This window comes from Gilliamella sp. App2-1 (assembly GCF_001690255.1).
In the GTDB taxonomy this organism is placed as follows: Bacteria; Pseudomonadota; Gammaproteobacteria; order Enterobacterales; family Orbaceae; genus Gilliamella; species Gilliamella apicola_G.
The window spans coordinates 155,874-171,829 of sequence record NZ_LZGR01000043.1; the positions used below are offsets into that span (position 1 = coordinate 155,874).

At 39.8% G+C, this 15,956-nt stretch carries 29 protein-coding genes; all 29 read right to left on the reverse strand.

All coding sequences use genetic code 11. The annotated features are described in order from the left end of the window. Positions 1-3: 3 nt before the first annotated feature. Positions 4-993: a DNA-directed RNA polymerase subunit alpha gene (locus A9G22_RS05835; protein ID WP_065586685.1), complete on the reverse strand. Its 990-nt coding sequence runs from the start codon at positions 991-993 to the stop codon at positions 4-6. A gap of 25 nt (positions 994-1,018) precedes the next feature. Further along, the gene (gene rpsD / locus A9G22_RS05840; protein WP_065567150.1) at positions 1,019-1,639 is read right to left on the reverse strand and encodes a 30S ribosomal protein S4; all 621 of its coding nucleotides are present in this window, start codon (positions 1,637-1,639) and stop codon (positions 1,019-1,021) included. 40 nt (positions 1,640-1,679) lie between these two features. Next, positions 1,680-2,069, reverse strand: a complete 390-nt coding sequence (gene rpsK / locus A9G22_RS05845) for a 30S ribosomal protein S11 (protein WP_025314405.1) — start codon at positions 2,067-2,069, stop codon at positions 1,680-1,682. Between the two features lie 15 nt (positions 2,070-2,084). Next, positions 2,085-2,441 carry a 30S ribosomal protein S13 gene (gene rpsM / locus A9G22_RS05850; protein ID WP_065586686.1) on the reverse strand — a complete coding sequence of 119 codons (357 nt, stop codon included), beginning with the start codon at positions 2,439-2,441 and terminating at the stop codon, positions 2,085-2,087. A 169-nt stretch (positions 2,442-2,610) separates the two neighbouring features. After that, on the reverse strand, positions 2,611-2,724 hold the full coding sequence (gene rpmJ, locus A9G22_RS05855; RefSeq protein WP_025314403.1) for a 50S ribosomal protein L36: 114 nt from the start codon (positions 2,722-2,724) through the stop codon (positions 2,611-2,613). A 26-nt stretch (positions 2,725-2,750) separates the two neighbouring features. Then, positions 2,751-4,091 carry a preprotein translocase subunit SecY gene (gene secY / locus A9G22_RS05860; protein ID WP_065586687.1) on the reverse strand — a complete coding sequence of 447 codons (1,341 nt, stop codon included), beginning with the start codon at positions 4,089-4,091 and terminating at the stop codon, positions 2,751-2,753. A gap of 8 nt (positions 4,092-4,099) precedes the next feature. Further along, the gene (gene rplO / locus A9G22_RS05865) at positions 4,100-4,534 is read right to left on the reverse strand and encodes a 50S ribosomal protein L15 (RefSeq protein ID WP_075508512.1); all 435 of its coding nucleotides are present in this window, start codon (positions 4,532-4,534) and stop codon (positions 4,100-4,102) included. A gap of 5 nt (positions 4,535-4,539) precedes the next feature. Further along, positions 4,540-4,719, reverse strand: a complete 180-nt coding sequence (gene rpmD / locus A9G22_RS05870; RefSeq protein ID WP_025314400.1) for a 50S ribosomal protein L30 — start codon at positions 4,717-4,719, stop codon at positions 4,540-4,542. Positions 4,720-4,725: 6 nt separating this feature from the next. After that, complete coding sequence (gene rpsE, locus A9G22_RS05875) at positions 4,726-5,226, reverse strand: 30S ribosomal protein S5 (RefSeq protein ID WP_065586689.1); 501 nt, start codon at positions 5,224-5,226, stop codon at positions 4,726-4,728. Positions 5,227-5,240: 14 nt separating this feature from the next. Continuing rightward, positions 5,241-5,594, reverse strand: coding sequence for a 50S ribosomal protein L18 (rplR, locus tag A9G22_RS05880; protein WP_025314398.1), 354 nt, complete (start codon positions 5,592-5,594; stop codon positions 5,241-5,243). Positions 5,595-5,603: 9 nt separating this feature from the next. After that, on the reverse strand, positions 5,604-6,137 hold the full coding sequence (gene rplF, locus A9G22_RS05885) for a 50S ribosomal protein L6 (RefSeq protein ID WP_065586690.1): 534 nt from the start codon (positions 6,135-6,137) through the stop codon (positions 5,604-5,606). Positions 6,138-6,148: 11 nt separating this feature from the next. After that, the gene (gene rpsH / locus A9G22_RS05890; RefSeq protein ID WP_065567155.1) at positions 6,149-6,541 is read right to left on the reverse strand and encodes a 30S ribosomal protein S8; all 393 of its coding nucleotides are present in this window, start codon (positions 6,539-6,541) and stop codon (positions 6,149-6,151) included. A 17-nt stretch (positions 6,542-6,558) separates the two neighbouring features. Next, entirely contained in the window at positions 6,559-6,864 is a 306-nt protein-coding gene (gene rpsN / locus A9G22_RS05895; RefSeq protein WP_025314395.1) for a 30S ribosomal protein S14, read from the reverse strand. An 11-nt stretch (positions 6,865-6,875) separates the two neighbouring features. Further along, positions 6,876-7,415 (reverse strand): 50S ribosomal protein L5, encoded by a 540-nt coding sequence (gene rplE / locus A9G22_RS05900; protein WP_065586691.1) that lies wholly within the window; start codon positions 7,413-7,415, stop codon positions 6,876-6,878. Between the two features lie 21 nt (positions 7,416-7,436). Further along, on the reverse strand, positions 7,437-7,751 hold the full coding sequence (gene rplX, locus A9G22_RS05905; protein ID WP_065586692.1) for a 50S ribosomal protein L24: 315 nt from the start codon (positions 7,749-7,751) through the stop codon (positions 7,437-7,439). A 10-nt stretch (positions 7,752-7,761) separates the two neighbouring features. Continuing rightward, the gene (gene rplN, locus A9G22_RS05910; protein WP_025314392.1) at positions 7,762-8,133 is read right to left on the reverse strand and encodes a 50S ribosomal protein L14; all 372 of its coding nucleotides are present in this window, start codon (positions 8,131-8,133) and stop codon (positions 7,762-7,764) included. A gap of 195 nt (positions 8,134-8,328) precedes the next feature. Next, on the reverse strand, positions 8,329-8,589 hold the full coding sequence (rpsQ, locus tag A9G22_RS05915; RefSeq protein WP_065586693.1) for a 30S ribosomal protein S17: 261 nt from the start codon (positions 8,587-8,589) through the stop codon (positions 8,329-8,331). 1 nt (position 8,590) lies between these two features. After that, positions 8,591-8,782 carry a 50S ribosomal protein L29 gene (rpmC, locus tag A9G22_RS05920; protein WP_034902373.1) on the reverse strand — a complete coding sequence of 64 codons (192 nt, stop codon included), beginning with the start codon at positions 8,780-8,782 and terminating at the stop codon, positions 8,591-8,593. Continuing rightward, positions 8,783-9,193: a 50S ribosomal protein L16 gene (gene rplP, locus A9G22_RS05925; RefSeq protein WP_065586694.1), complete on the reverse strand. Its 411-nt coding sequence runs from the start codon at positions 9,191-9,193 to the stop codon at positions 8,783-8,785. A 12-nt stretch (positions 9,194-9,205) separates the two neighbouring features. Further along, positions 9,206-9,943 carry a 30S ribosomal protein S3 gene (rpsC, locus tag A9G22_RS05930; protein WP_025314388.1) on the reverse strand — a complete coding sequence of 246 codons (738 nt, stop codon included), beginning with the start codon at positions 9,941-9,943 and terminating at the stop codon, positions 9,206-9,208. 14 nt (positions 9,944-9,957) lie between these two features. Beyond that, positions 9,958-10,290 carry a 50S ribosomal protein L22 gene (gene rplV, locus A9G22_RS05935; RefSeq protein ID WP_034947997.1) on the reverse strand — a complete coding sequence of 111 codons (333 nt, stop codon included), beginning with the start codon at positions 10,288-10,290 and terminating at the stop codon, positions 9,958-9,960. 13 nt (positions 10,291-10,303) lie between these two features. After that, positions 10,304-10,582 (reverse strand): 30S ribosomal protein S19, encoded by a 279-nt coding sequence (gene rpsS, locus A9G22_RS05940; RefSeq protein ID WP_024496505.1) that lies wholly within the window; start codon positions 10,580-10,582, stop codon positions 10,304-10,306. A 19-nt stretch (positions 10,583-10,601) separates the two neighbouring features. Then, on the reverse strand, positions 10,602-11,426 hold the full coding sequence (rplB, locus tag A9G22_RS05945) for a 50S ribosomal protein L2 (RefSeq protein WP_065586695.1): 825 nt from the start codon (positions 11,424-11,426) through the stop codon (positions 10,602-10,604). 18 nt (positions 11,427-11,444) lie between these two features. Further along, complete coding sequence (gene rplW, locus A9G22_RS05950) at positions 11,445-11,747, reverse strand: 50S ribosomal protein L23 (protein WP_034885052.1); 303 nt, start codon at positions 11,745-11,747, stop codon at positions 11,445-11,447. Beyond that, positions 11,744-12,346 (reverse strand): 50S ribosomal protein L4, encoded by a 603-nt coding sequence (gene rplD / locus A9G22_RS05955; protein ID WP_065586696.1) that lies wholly within the window; start codon positions 12,344-12,346, stop codon positions 11,744-11,746. Before rplD ends, rplW begins: the two co-directional genes overlap by 4 nt. A gap of 16 nt (positions 12,347-12,362) precedes the next feature. Then, positions 12,363-12,989 carry a 50S ribosomal protein L3 gene (gene rplC, locus A9G22_RS05960; RefSeq protein ID WP_065586697.1) on the reverse strand — a complete coding sequence of 209 codons (627 nt, stop codon included), beginning with the start codon at positions 12,987-12,989 and terminating at the stop codon, positions 12,363-12,365. Between the two features lie 31 nt (positions 12,990-13,020). Further along, positions 13,021-13,332, reverse strand: a complete 312-nt coding sequence (rpsJ, locus tag A9G22_RS05965) for a 30S ribosomal protein S10 (protein ID WP_006120582.1) — start codon at positions 13,330-13,332, stop codon at positions 13,021-13,023. 377 nt (positions 13,333-13,709) lie between these two features. Then, entirely contained in the window at positions 13,710-14,048 is a 339-nt protein-coding gene (fdx, locus tag A9G22_RS05970; RefSeq protein WP_065586698.1) for an ISC system 2Fe-2S type ferredoxin, read from the reverse strand. Between the two features lie 14 nt (positions 14,049-14,062). Further along, positions 14,063-15,922 (reverse strand): Fe-S protein assembly chaperone HscA, encoded by a 1,860-nt coding sequence (gene hscA, locus A9G22_RS05975; RefSeq protein WP_065586699.1) that lies wholly within the window; start codon positions 15,920-15,922, stop codon positions 14,063-14,065. Between the last annotated feature and the right edge of the window lie 34 nt (positions 15,923-15,956).

Consider the following 15,956-nt stretch of genomic DNA (forward strand, 5'->3'; position numbering starts at 1 on the left):
ATTTTAGTCTTCAACAATACTTGCTGGTGGCCAGTTCTCAAGACGCATGCCTAAAGATAAACCACGAGATGCGAGTACGTCCTTAATTTCAGTAAGTGATTTCTTACCAAGATTAGGGGTTTTAAGTAACTCAACTTCAGTACGTTGTACTAAATCACCAATATAATGAACTGCTTCTGCTTTTAAGCAATTAGCAGACCGAACAGTTAATTCCAAATCATCTACTGGACGTAAAAGAATTGGATCAAATTCCGGTTTATCTTCTTTTACTTCTGGTTGACGTACGTCACGTAAATCAACGAAAGCTTCAAGTTGTTCAGCCAAAATAGTTGATGCACGACGAATAGATTCCTCTGGATCGATAGTACCATTAGTTTCCATATCGATGACAAGTTTATCTAAATCCGTACGTTGTTCCACACGAGCAGCATCAACTGAATATGCAATGCGCTCTACAGGGCTATAACATGCGTCAACTAATAGACGACCGATTGGTCGTTCTTCATCTTCTGACTTAACTCGAGCAGAAGCAGGGACATAACCACGTCCTCGTTGTACACGAATACGCATACTAATTGAAGCATTGGCATCAGTAAGGTGACAAATTACTAAATCAGGATTAACAATTTCAACATCACCATCATGAATGATATCAGATGCAGTTACTGCACCAATGCCTGATTTATTTAAAGTCAGCATAACATCATCTTTCGTATGTACGCGTACTGCTAATTTTTTTAAATTAAGCAAAATATCAAGTACATCTTCTTGAACGCCTTCTTTAGTACTGTACTCATGCAGAACACCGTCAATTTCAACTTCGGTTACTGCATATCCCGGCATAGATGATAATAAAATGCGGCGTAGTGCATTACCTAAAGTATGGCCAAAACCACGTTCTAGTGGCTCTAAAGTCACTTTAGCATGTGTTTGGCTGTATTGAACAACATCAACTAGGTGAGGTTTTAAAAACTCTGTTACAGAACCCTGCATTATGTCCTCTCTTAAGTGCTAAACTTTACTTAGAGTAAAGTTCGACGATCAAATGTTCGTTGATATCAGCAGATAAATCTGAACGTTCTGGTAAGCGTTTAAATACACCTTCCATCTTGCTAGCATCAACTTCTAACCATGTTGGTTTTTCACGTTGTTCAGCTAGCTCTAAAGCAGCTTTAATACGTGCTTGTTTTTTTGATTTTTCGCGAACACTAATCACATCTTCAGGTGAAACTTGATAAGATGCAATATTCACAACGCGACCATTAACAAGAACAGCTTTATGACTAACTAACTGACGAGCTTCAGCGCGTGTCGCACCAAATCCCATGCGATAAACAACGTTATCTAAGCGACGTTCTAAAAGCCCAAGTAAGTTTTCACCTGTATTGCCTTTAATACGCGCAGCGCTTTTATAATAATTACGGAATTGACGTTCTAAAATTCCATAAATACGTCTAACTTTTTGTTTTTCACGTAACTGAACACCATAATCTGATAAACGCGGTTTACGCGCACCATGTTGTCCAGGAGCTTGTTCTAATTTACATTTACTATCAACCGCTCGGACACCAGACTTAAGGAATAAATCTGTACCTTCACGACGACTTAATTTGAGTTTTGGTCCCAAATATCTTGCCATTTTATTTCTCCAATAATCCTAAACATTCAATGTTTAAAAATTAAACACGACGTTTTTTTGGTGGACGACAACCGTTATGAGGAATCGGAGTAACATCAGTAATGTTAGTGATGCGATAACCCGCTGCATTTAATGCACGAATTGTTGACTCACGACCAGGACCAGGTCCTTTAACCATAACTTCTAGATTCTTAATTCCGTAATCTTTGACAGCTTCAGCACAACGTTCTGCGGCCACTTGAGCTGCAAAAGGTGTTGATTTACGAGAGCCACGGAAACCAGAACCACCAGCGGTTGCCCAACCTAACGCATTACCTTGACGATCGGTAATAGTTACGATTGTATTGTTAAATGATGCATGAATATGAGCTATACCATCAGAAACTTGCTTTTTTACACGTTTACGTGTACGAACAGGTGTCTTTGCCATTTAATTATACCTCAATTATTTCTTGATTGGCTTACGCGGTCCCTTACGGGTACGAGCGTTAGTCTTTGTGCGTTGACCACGGACAGGAAGTCCACGACGGTGACGCATGCCACGATAACAACCAAGGTCTAATAAACGCTTGATACTCATAGTTACTTCACGACGTAAATCACCTTCAACAGTGAATTTAGCGACTTGTTCACGTAACTTTTCAATCTGATCTTCAGATAGTTCTCTGATCTTAACATGTTCAGGAATACCCGCTTCAGCACAAATTGTCTTAGCGCGAGTACTTCCAATACCATAAATTGCCTGTAAAGCAATTACAGCATGTTGTTGATCAGGAATGTTAATGCCTGCTATACGGGCCACTATGCACTCCTTTATTGTTAATGTTTAGCGAATTCACCATACTGAAAAGCCCGTTTTCAGGATACTCAAATAGTGAATTCACAACTAAATCTAAGCTGGTCATTCTAGCCAGCTTTACTATACTTTGGCAAGAAAAATATGCAAAAGCTCAACTTTCTAGTTAAATCAATTAACCTTGACGTTGTTTGTGCTTACCTTCAACGCAAATAACACGAACAATGCCATTACGTTTAATGATTTTACAATTTCTGCATAATTTCTTGACTGAAGCACGAACTTTCATTTTTTTCTCCGTAACTTCTGGCTAACTTATCGGCCATAGCCTTTAAGGTTCGCTTTCTTTAACACTGACTCATAACGATTTGGCATCATTAAAGTCTGTACTTGTGCCATAAAATCCATGATTACAACAACAACAATTAATAAAGATGTTCCACCAAATTGGACAGGAACTTTCATTGCGCTTGTCATAAACATTGGAACCAAACATACAAAAGTAATGTAGATTGCGCCAATTAGCGTTAAACGAGTCATCACTTTGTCAATATACTTAGATGTTTGTTCTCCTGGACGGATACCTGGAATAAATGCGCCAGATTTTTTAAGCTGATCTGCTGTTTCCCTTGGGTTGAAAACCAACGCTGTATAAAAGAAACAAAAGAAGATAATCGCTGCCGCAAAAAAGATTATATATAATGGTTGATCGTGAGAAAAATATTGTCCAATAAGTACAATAATGTATCTCCACCCTTCACCATCTCCTTGAAACCAAGAAGCCATCATCGACGGTAACATAACAATTGTTGAGGCAAATATTGCAGGAATAACACCTGCCATATTAATCTTTAATGGTAAATGTGTACTTTGCGCAGCGTAAATGCGACGCCCTTGTTGTCGTTGCGCATAGTTAACAACAATTCTTCGTTGCCCACCCTCAACAAATACAACAAAATAAGTTACGCCAACCACTAATGCAGCAACAACTAATAATAAAATCGGATGCAATGAACCAGAACGAGCTTGTTCAATCGTTTCATAAATAGCATGTGGAAGACTCGCCACGATACCAGCAAAGATAATGATTGAAATACCATTACCTACACCTCGCTCGGTGATTTGTTCTCCCAACCACATAAGAAACATAGTGCCAGTAACTAAGCTAACCGATGCGATAAAATAGAAAGAAAATCCTGGATTAATCACAACATGACCATAACCAGGAATGTTTGGTAAACCAGTTGCAATACCAACAGCCTGTACTATTGCTAAAGCTAATGTGCCGTAACGAGTGTACTGACTAATCTTTTTACGACCGGATTCACCTTCTTTCTTCAATTCTGCTAACTTAGGGCTAATTGCTGTTAATAACTGTACAATAATTGATGCAGAAATATAAGGCATTATCCCTAAAGCAAAAATTGAAGCACGGCTTAAAGCACCACCAGAGAACATATTGAACATACCCACAATACCATTTGACGATGCTTGTGTTAGTAAGTCCGATAACGCTTTAGTATCAATACCAGGAACGGGAATGTAAGAACCAAGACGAAAAACAATAAGCGCTAAAAGCACAAACATTAAGCGTCTTTTAAGCTCACCACTACCGCCTCGTGTACTTTGAAAATCTAATCCTGGTCGCTTTGCCATCTTTCTACTTATTCCTCAATTTTTCCGCCAGCAGCTTCAATTGCAGCTTTCGCACCTTTAGTTACACGAATACCGCGAATAGTTACTGGTTTCGTTACTTCACCAGATAACATAATTTTTGCATATTCAATTTGTGAATTGATCACATTTGCAACTTTTAAGCTATTTAGGTCAACAATATCACCTTCGACTTTCATTAAATCTGAAAGACAAACTTGAGCTGTAACTTGAGCTTTACGTGAGGTAAAGCCAAATTTTGGTAAACGACGATATAAAGGCATCTGACCACCTTCAAAGCCACGACGAACGCCACCACCTGAACGAGATTTTTGACCTTTAACACCACGAGTACCAGTTTTACCTAGCCCAGAACCGATTCCTCGACCTAGACGCTTTGGTGCATGCTTTGAACCTTCAGCAGGAGATAAAGTATTTAAACGCATTACTATTACTCCTCTACTTTAACCATGTAATAAACTTGGTTCACCATACCGCGAATTGCAGGAGTATCCTCACGTTCAACAGTATGACCAATACGACGTAATCCTAGACCAACTAACGTCGCTTTATGCTTCGGTAGACGACCAATTGAACTACGGGTTTGTGTAATTTTAATTGTTTTTGCCATGGTTAATTACCCCAAAATTTCTTCGACGGTTTTACCACGTTTAGCAGCAACCATTTCTGGTGATTTCATATTCCCTAAGCCATCTATAGTTGCACGAACCACATTAATTGGGTTAGTAGAACCATATGCTTTAGCTAGAACGTTACGAACTCCTGCAACTTCTAAAACGGCACGCATTGCACCACCGGCGATAATACCAGTACCTTCTGATGCTGGCTGCATATAAACACGAGAACCTGTGTGAGCACCTTTAACTGGATGCTGTAAAGTATCGTTATTTAAAGCAACATTGATCATATTGCGACGTGCTTTTTCCATTGCTTTTTGAATTGCTGCTGGCACTTCACGTGCTTTACCATACCCAAAACCTACGCGGCCATTACCGTCACCAACAACTGTTAGTGCAGAAAAACTAAAAATACGGCCACCTTTTACGGTTTTAGAAACTCGGTTAACTGCGATTAGTTTTTCCTGCAGTTCACCAGCTTGTTTTTCGATGTTTGACATCTTTAACTCCTACCTTAGAACTGTAGGCCAGCTTCGCGAGCAGCATCTGCTAGCGCCTGAACTCGACCATGATATTGGAAACCTGAACGATCAAATGAAACTTCTTTGATATCTTTCGCTAATGCACGTTCAGCAATTGCTTTACCAACCGCCGCTGCTGCATCTTTGTTTCCTGTGTATTTTAAACTTTCACTGATAGCTTTTTCTAATGTAGAAGCAGCTGCCAGTACTTCTGATCCGTTTGGTGCGATAATCTGCGCATAAATATGACGCGGAGTGCGATGAACCACCAAGCGAGTTGCAAGTAGTTCATGCATCTTGCGACGCGCTTTAGTTGCACGACGGATACGAGCTGATTTCTTATCCATAGTGTTACCTTACTTTTTCTTAGCTTCTTTAGTACGCACAACTTCATCTGCGTAACGAACACCTTTACCTTTATAAGGCTCAGGACGACGATAAGCACGGATATCAGCAGCCACTTGTCCAATTAACTGTTTATCAGCACTTTTTAGTACTATCTCAGTTTGAGAAGGACACTCAGCTGTTACACCTGCAGGTAATTGATGTTCAATTGGATGTGAATATCCAAGTGATAAACCAATTGCATTACCTTTAACTTGTGCACGATAACCGACACCAACTAGCTGAAGTTTTTTAGTAAAACCTTCAGTAACACCAATAACCATTGCATTAATCAATGCACGAGCTGTACCTGCTTGAGCCCAAGCATCAGTAAAACCATCACGAGGAGCAAATTTAATTTGACCTTCTTCTTGATTAATCACAACAGCATTATTTATTGTGCGAGATAACTCGCCATTTTTACCTTTAATCGTAATTACCTGACCATTGAGTTTTACCTCTACGCCAGCAGGAATAACGACAGGTGCTTTTGCAACACGAGACATTTTTTTCTCCCTTACGCTACGTAGCAGATAATTTCACCACCAAGACCTGCTTGGCGTGCTGCACGATCAGTCATAACACCTTTAGAAGTAGAAACAACTGCGATACCTAATCCAGCCATAACTTTTGGCAATTCATCTTTACGTTTATAAATACGTAAACCTGGACGGCTAACTCGTTTGATACTTTCTACAACAGCTTTACCTTGGAAATATTTTAAAGTAATTTCCAACTCTGGCTTAGTGTCACCAACTACTTTATAGTCCCCAATATAACCTTCTTCTTTTAGCACGTTGGCAATTGCCACTTTCAGCTTAGAGGAAGGCATGGTGACTGCAACTTTATTCGCAGATTGACCGTTACGAATACGGGTCAACATATCTGCTATAGGATCTTGCATGCTCATCTATAACACTCCCCTGATTACCAACTTGCCTTTTTAAGACCAGGAATCTCACCACGCATGGCTGACTCACGAACCTTAATACGACTTAAACCAAACTTACGAAGGACGCCATGAGGACGACCAGTTTGACGACAACGACGACGTTGACGTGATGGACTAGAATCACGAGGAAGCGTTTGCAATTTAAGCACTGCGTTCCAACGATCTTCATCTGATGCATTAAGATCAGAGATAATCGCTTTTAATTCTTGACGCTTTGCAAAATATTTTTCTGCTAGCTTTACGCGTTTTTTATCGCGTTCAATCATTGATTGTTTAGCCATTATGCCCTACCTTACTTACGAAATGGGAAGTTAAAGGCAGATAATAAAGCTCGGCCTTCTTCATCTGATTGTGCAGTAGTGGTAATAGTAATATCTAAACCACGAACACGATCAACTTTGTCATAATCGATTTCAGGGAAAACGATTTGCTCACGAACACCCATGCTATAGTTACCACGACCATCAAAAGATTTTGCGCTTAAACCACGGAAATCTCGAGTACGAGGAAGAGCAATATAAACTAGACGTTCGAAAAATTCCCACATACGTTCGCCACGTAAAGTGACTTTACAACCAATAGGATACCCTTGGCGGATTTTAAAACCAGCAACTGACTTACGTGCTTTAGTGACTAGTGGTTTTTGACCACTGATTGCAGCTAAATCTGCAACCGCATTATCTAATAATTTCTTATCAGTAATTGCTTCACCTACACCCATATTCAAGGTGATCTTTTCGATCCGAGGGACTTGCATGACAGATTTGTAGGCAAACTGTTCTTGCAGTTTATTTACTACCTGTGCTTTGTAGTAATCATGCAGTTTCGCCATCGTACACTCCAAATTACTTAATTAATTGATTAATTCATTAGTAGACTTATAAAAACGGACTTTCTTACCGTCTTCAATACGGAAGCCTACGCGATCTGCTTTGCCTGTAGCGGGGTTGAAAATTGCTACATTAGAAACATTGATAGCTGCTTCTTTTTCAACAATTCCACCTTCTTGATTTAATGCTGGTACTGGTTTTTGGTGTTTTTTCACCAAGTTAATACCTTCGATAATCACTTTGCCTGTAGACAAAACACTTTTAACTTTACCGCGTTTCCCTTTATCTTTACCGGTTAACACGATAACTTCATCTTCTCGACGGATTTTCGCTGCCATTACCCGCTCCTTACAGTACTTCTGGTGCTAATGAAATGATCTTCATAAACTTCTCAGAACGAAGTTCACGAGTGACCGGTCCAAAAATACGCGTACCAATCGGTTGCTCACTGTTATTATTTAAAATAACACAAGCATTGCGATCGAAACGAATGACAGATCCATCAGGGCGACGAACACCTTTTCTAGTGCGTACAACAACAGCTTTAAGCACATCACCTTTTTTAACTTTACCACGAGGAATTGCTTCTTTAATGGTAACTTTGATGATATCCCCTACTGCTGCATAACGACGGTGCGATCCACCGAGAACCTTGATACACATTACGCTACGTGCGCCAGAGTTATCGGCAACATCTAGCCTAGTCTGTTCTTGGATCATTTTAATGCTCCGTATAAATAAATTATTGTCTAATCTACCTTCATCCACCTCAACTACCATGGATAAGAATAGACAACCAAAAACCCACTTACGTGAGTGATGCATAGTATATCACCACTCAAATAAAATGGATAGCATAAAATAAACGGCCGCTGAGCCGTTTATTATATTATGTCCAGTTTTTAATCAAAAAGATTAAACAACTGCTTTTTCAACGATTCGAACAAGAGTCCAAGATTTGGTTTTTGATAATGGACGGCACTCTTTAATTTCTACAGTATCGCCAATACCACACTCGTTGTTTTCATCATGTACATGCAATTTAGTCGTACGTTTAATGAACTTACCATATAACGGATGCTTCACTTTACGTTCAATAGCTACAGTAATAGATTTATCCATTTTGTCGCTAATAACACGACCTTGCTGAGTACGAATTTTTACTTCAGTAGTCATATTACGCACCCGCCTTCTCAGTTAATAACGTTTTAACACGTGCAATATTACGACGCACTTGTTTTAACATATGAGTCTGTGTCAACTGACCTCCAGCTAATTGCATACGTAAGTTAAATTGCTCACGTAATAAATTAAGAAGTTCAGTATTTAACTCTTCAACGCTTTTTTCGCGTAGCTCTTTTGCTTTCATTTACATCACCGTCTTAATCACAAAGGTGGTTTTAATTGGCAGTTTTGCAGCTGCCAACGCAAATGCTTCACGAGCAACTTCTTCCGGTACACCGTCCATTTCATAAAGGACTTTACCTGGTTGAATCTGAGCAACCCAGTATTCAACGTTACCCTTACCTTTACCCATACGCACTGCAAGTGGTTTTTCGGTAATTGGTTTATCAGGGAAAACTCGAATCCAGATTTTACCTTGACGCTTAACTGCACGAGTCATTGCACGACGTGCTGCTTCGATCTGGCGCGCAGTCAAACGACCACGACCTACAGCCTTAAGACCGAATGTACCGAAACTGACTTCAGTACTTACAGCTAGACCACGATTGCGGCCCTTGTGCACTTTACGGAATTTTGTACGCTTTGGTTGTAACATCAGCGACGCTCCTTATTGTTTTCGGCCTTTTCGCTGCTTTTTCGGTTGAGCAGCAGGTTGTTTTTCTGCTTGTTCAACGGCAGCCATACCACCAAGGATCTCACCTTTGAAGATCCACACTTTAACACCAATAATACCATAGGTAGTTAATGCTTCAGACAAACCATAGTCAATGTCAGCCCGTAATGTATGTAAAGGTACACGACCTTCACGATACCATTCACTACGAGCAATTTCAGCGCCACCTAAACGACCACTTACTTCAACTTTGATCCCCTTAGCACCCGCCTTCATTGCATTTTGAACCGCGCGTTTCATAGCACGACGGAACATAACACGGCGTTCTAACTGAGAAGTAATGCTATCAGCTACTAATTTAGCATCAAGTTCTGGCTTACGAACTTCAGCAATATTAATTTGTACTGCAACATCACGTTTTTCTCTTTTGTCTTTATATTTATTGACAATAGAAGCTACGGCATTACGTAATTTTTCAACGTCCTCGCCTTTTTTACCAATCACAATACCTGGACGAGCAGTGTGAATAGTAATACGAACGTTAGTTTCTGCTGAACGATCGATCACAATCTTAGAGATTGACGCTTGCGCTAATTCTTTGTTCAAGAATTCACGCACTCTAAAATCACTTTCTAAATTATCAGCGAATGTCTTTGTACCCGAATACCATGTAGATGTCCAAGGCTTGACAATGCCTAATCGGATACCATTTGGATTTACTTTTTGACCCATTGCTATTCTCCAGCCTAGCGATCTGAAACGATCACGGTGATGTGACTCGTACGCTTCAAAATTCGATCTGCACGACCTTTCGCACGAGGCATAATACGCTTCATGGTTGGGCCTTCATCTACGAAAATTTTCGCAACTTTTAGATCATCAATATCAGCACCATCGTTATGCTCTGCATTAGCAATAGCAGACTCTAATACTTTTTTAACAAGTACAGCCGCTTTTTTATTGGTGTATGTTAAAATATCTAGTGCCTGAGACACATTCTTACCGCGAACAAGATCTGCAACTAAGCGAACTTTTTGTGCAGAAGAACGAGCGTGGCGGTACTTTGCAATTGTTTCCATCTCTTTCTCCTACTTATTTCTTCTTAGCTTTCTTATCAGCCGCATGGCCGCGATAAGTACGAGTCGGCGCGAATTCACCCAATTTATGCCCAACCATTTCGTCGGAAACATAAACTGGAACGTGCTGACGACCATTATGGACAGCGATGGTCAAACCGATCATGTTAGGAAAGATCGTTGAACGACGGGACCAAGTACGAATTGGTTTCTTGTCCCCGCTTTCCACCGCTTTCTCTACCTTCTTCAGCAAGTGTAGGTCAATAAAAGGACCCTTCTTGAGAGAACGTGGCATAGCTAATCCTCTATATTAATTATTTCTTATTGCGACGGCGAACAATATACTTATCAGTACGTTTGTTGCTACGCGTTTTCAATCCTTTGGCTTTTTGACCCCATGGAGACACAGGATGTTTACCAAAGTTACGACCTTCACCACCACCATGTGGATGGTCTACCGGGTTCATTGCTGTACCACGAACAGTAGGACGAACACCGCGCCAACGCGCTGCACCCGCTTTACCTAATACGCGAAGCATATGCTCTGAATTACCAACTTCACCAACTGTGGCACGACAATCAGATAATACTTTACGCATTTCACCTGAACGTAGACGTAATGTTACATAAGCACCATCACGCGCAACAATTTGAACATAACTACCAGCAGAGCGAGCAAGTTGTCCGCCTTTACCTGGTTTCATTTCAATATTATGCACGGTAGAACCGACTGGGATGTTACGCATTGGTAAACAGTTACCTGTTTTAATTGATGCATCAACACCAGATTGGATCTGATCACCTGCTTTTAAGCCTTTAGGCGCTAAAATATAACGACGTTCACCGTCTTTATATAAAACCAATGCAATATTTGCACTACGGTTTGGATCATATTCCAAACGTTCAACAACTGCTGGAATACCATCTTTATTACGCTTAAAGTCGACAATACGATAATGTTGTTTATGACCACCACCAATATGACGGGTAGTGATACGACCATTATTATTGCGACCACCAGTTTTGCTTTTTGAATCAAGCAACGGTGCATAAGGCTTACCTTTATGCAACTCTGGGTTAACCACTTTAACAACGTGGCGACGACCCGGAGATGTAGGTTTACACTTAACAACTGCCATTGTTCTTACTCCTCCGAATTACTCAGCGACGCCAGCAAGGTCTAAATTTTGACCTTCTGCTAAAGTAACGTAAGCTTTTTTCCAGTCGCTACGGCGACCGATTTGTTGACCACGACGTTTAACTTTACCTTTAACAACAAGGGTATTAACGTCATCTACTTTAACTTCAAATAGTTGTTCAACTGCGGCTTTTATCTCTCTCTTAGTAGCATCTTTAGCAACTTTCAATACTAATGTATTTGTTTTTTCCATTGAAATAGATGCTTTTTCAGAAACATGTGGTGCTCGCAGGACTTTAAGCAGACGCTCTTCACGAATCATGCTAACATCTCCTCTACTTGTTTAACAGCATCAACAGTGATAACCACTTTGTCAAATGCGATCAAACTAACTGGATCAATACCTGCCACATCACGCACATCAACTTTATGCAAGTTACGTGCTGCTAAGAAAAGATTTTCATCAACTTCAGAAGCGATAATAAGAACATCATTAAGGTTCATATCATTTAATTTCTGAGTTAATAATTTAGTCTTAGGTGCTTCAACAGTAAATGTTTCAACCACAACTAAACGTTCTTGACGCACTAATTCAGAGAAAATACTCTTTAATGCACCACGATACATTTTACGGTTAACTTTTTGGCTATGATCTTGTGGTTTTGCTGCAAATGTTACACCACCGCTACGCCAAATTGGGCTCTTAACAGAACCTGCACGAGCACGACCTGTGCCTTTTTGACGCCATGGTTTTTTACCTGAACCAGCGATTTCTGCACGAGTTTTTTGGGCGCGAGAGCCTTGACGAGCAGCAGATGCATAAGCAACAACTACTTGGTGAACTAACGCTTCATTAAACTCACGTCCGAAGGTAGTTTCGGAAACAGAAAGCGCTTGCGCGTCTTTTACTACTAATTCCATCTCTATCTCCTCGACGTTAAGCCTTGATTGCCGGTTTAACAATTACGTCACTATTGATTGCGCCAGGAACTGCACCTTTAATTAATAAAAGATTACGTTCAGCATCAACACGCACAATATCTAAATTCTGAACAGTTACACGTTCATTACCTAGGTGACCTGCCATTTTACGACCTTTAAACACTTTACCCGGAGTTTGGTTTTGACCGATAGAGCCATGACCACGGTGTGCCAAAGAGTTACCATGAGTTGCATCTTGAGTACGGAAATTCCAACGCTTCGTTACGCCAGCAAAACCTTTACCTTTAGATGTCCCAGTAACATCAACTTTTTTAACGTCTGTGAAAATATCAACGTTAATATTTTGACCTACAGTAAATTCGCCTTCTTCAAAACGGAATTCCCATAGACCACGACCAGCTTCAACGCCAGCCTTAGCGAAATGACCTGCTTCAGGTTTGTTTACGCGACTTGCTTTTTTACTGCCAGTAGTAACCTGAATAGCTTGATAACCATCATTCTCAAGCGTTTTTACTTGAGTAATGCGGTTGCTTTGAACTTCTACTACGGTGACAGGAATAGAAACACCTTCTTCGGTGAAGATACGTGTCATTCCCACTTTACGACCGATTAAACCAATCATTGTTTCGACCTCTCAATCATTCAGCTTAGGATTAACCTAAACTGATCTGCACATCAACACCGGCAGCAAGATCTAGACGCATTAAAGCATCAACTGTTTTTTCAGTTGGCTCAACGATATCAACTAGACGTTTATGAGTGCGAATCTCGTATTGATCACGTGCATCTTTATTAACGTGCGGAGAAATCAATACAGTAAAACGCTCTTTGCGTGTCGGTAATGGAATAGGACCACGAACTTGCGCACCAGTGCGCTTCGCAGTTTCTACAATTTCAGCAGTTGATTGATCAATCAAACGATGATCAAACGCTTTTAACCGGATACGGATTCTTTGGTTCGACATGAGACCAGAGCTCCATTATTTAAAAGTTATAACAAAAGACTACTCCTCTTACCCTGTTTCGATTGACAGGAGAGTGTAATCCGTTCTTTTTCGTAACCCCCAAATCGGGAATATTGTTGATATAACTAGCTATTTTCTACATAACGGTTATATCTTTTTATCTTTTGCTTATATAAATGCAATAAACAAAGTGGGTGGATTATACTCTGTTAATTAACTAACAGCAAGAAATAAATACATATATTTGGACTTTTAGATAAAGTGATTTTTCTGGTTATTGTTTTTACATATATCAAATTTCAATCTAATAACCAGATTTAATATTAATTCATTATATTGAACTATAATGGGTAATCATTCGTCCTTACAATGAGCAGTTAATGTTCTTCTTTGGCGTGATTAAGACTATATCTTGGAATCTCCACCTCCAGATCTTGATTCTTGACGCGAGCTTGACAACTTAAACGGCTATGTGGTTCAACACCCCACGCTTTGTCTAACATGTCATCTTCTTGCTCATCGCTTTCGTTAAGAGAATCGAACCCTTTGCGAACAATACAGTGGCATGTAGAACAAGCGCATGACATTTCACACGCATGCTCAATTTCAATATCATTGCGCAATGCCACTTCTAAAATAGATTCGCCTTCTTGCGCCTCAACAATTTTTCCATCTGGGCAAAGATCGGCATTCGGTAAAAAAGTAATTTTTGGCATAATAATCTCGTTAGTTAAATATCATCAACTTTATGACCTGTTAACGCATGACGAATTGACCTATCCATTCGCTTAGCTGCAAAATTCTGTGTCACCTTATCAACAATTTTAATTTGCTTTTCAATTGCGTAACTGTCATCTGACTCACTCACGGTTTGTAATTGATGCTTAGCAGCTAAAATCTGGTTAAGTTCACTTTTATTTAATAAGTCAGCATCTTTGGCTAAGGCACTTTGTAAGCTTTCAAGCACTCTAGCTGCCTCAACTTTTTGTTCGGCAAGCATTCGAATCTGTTTATCTTGTTGTGCGTAACTGATTGAATCTTGAATCATATCAGCAATTTCATTATCTGTCAGTCCATATGAAGGTTTTACTTGAATAGCAGCTTCAATACCCGTTGATTTTTCCATTGCAGTTACACTTAATAAACCATCGGCATCAACTTGAAAAGTCACCCTAATGTGCGCACCACCGGCTGGTAACGATGGAATACCTTGCAATGTAAAACGAGCCAATGATCGGCAATCAGCAACACTTTCACGTTCTCCTTGTAAAACATGAAACATCATCGCAGTTTGTCCATCTTTAAAAGTGGTAAATTCTTGAGCTTTAGCACACGGAATCGTACTATTACGTGGAATGATTTTTTCAACCAATCCGCCCATGATTTCAATGCCTAACGACAAAGGAATCACATCAAGCAATAACATATCTGAATCAGGTTTATTTCCAACCAAAATATCAGCTTGAATAGCTGCACCAATAGCTACTACTTTATCCGGATCAATAGATGTTAACGGTTGAGTTTTGAAATAATGACCCACTGATTCTCGCACTAAGGGGATACGAGTAGAGCCACCAACCATAACAACTTCAACCACTTCATCCACATTAATCTCGGCATCTTTTAATGCTCGACGACAAACTATCAAAGTACGTTTAACCAATGGTTCAATTAATTGTTGAAATTGCTGGCGAGTAATAGTCAATGACTGATTATCAAGCGACAATACAGCCGACTCTTGATGACTCAGTAAAATCTTTATTTCAGTCGCTTTGTTACTGATTTTTTGATTAATATAAGGGTCTATATTATTAACTAACCCTAATTCCCTCTTTATATAGTCAGCCAGTAATCGATCAAAATCATCACCACCAAGTGCAGAATCACCACTGGTTGCTAGGACTTCAAAAACACCTTTATTTAAACGCAAAATAGAAATATCAAAAGTACCACCACCTAAATCATAAACAGCGATAACACCTTCCTTTCCTGAATCTAAACCATAGGCAATCGCAGCTGCTGTAGGCTCATTGAGTAAACGCAATACATGCAAACCTGCTAATTTTGCAGCATCTTTTGTTGCTTGCCGTTGGGCATCATCAAAATAGGCTGGTACAGTAATAACTACACCATCAATTTCACCTTGTAAGCTCTCTTTTGCCCGTTCAGCTAAAGCTGTCAGAATTTCTGATGAAACTTGTATTGGATTTACTTGATCATTAGACAAGTTTAATAAAGGAACACCATTTTCAGTTTGTGAAAAAGTATAAGGAAAATGCGATAAATCTATATCAGATAAACTTCGCCCCATTAATCGCTTAATAGAGCTGACAGTATTTTGCGGATCCTTAACTGCATTGTCTTTGGCATGTTTCCCAATCGTAATAATAGGGTTATCATCATGATCAACACCATAATGCACAACAGATGGCAACAGTGAATTACCTTCTAAATCAGGTAATACCTCTGCTTGTCCACTTCTAACCGTTGCTACTAATGAATTGGTTGTGCCAAGATCAATCCCCACCGCCAGGCGACGATGATGTGGTAGTGGAGTTTGCCCTGGTTCACTGATCTGTAATAATACCATTTAATCTATCTCTATCGATACGTTACTTATTTTA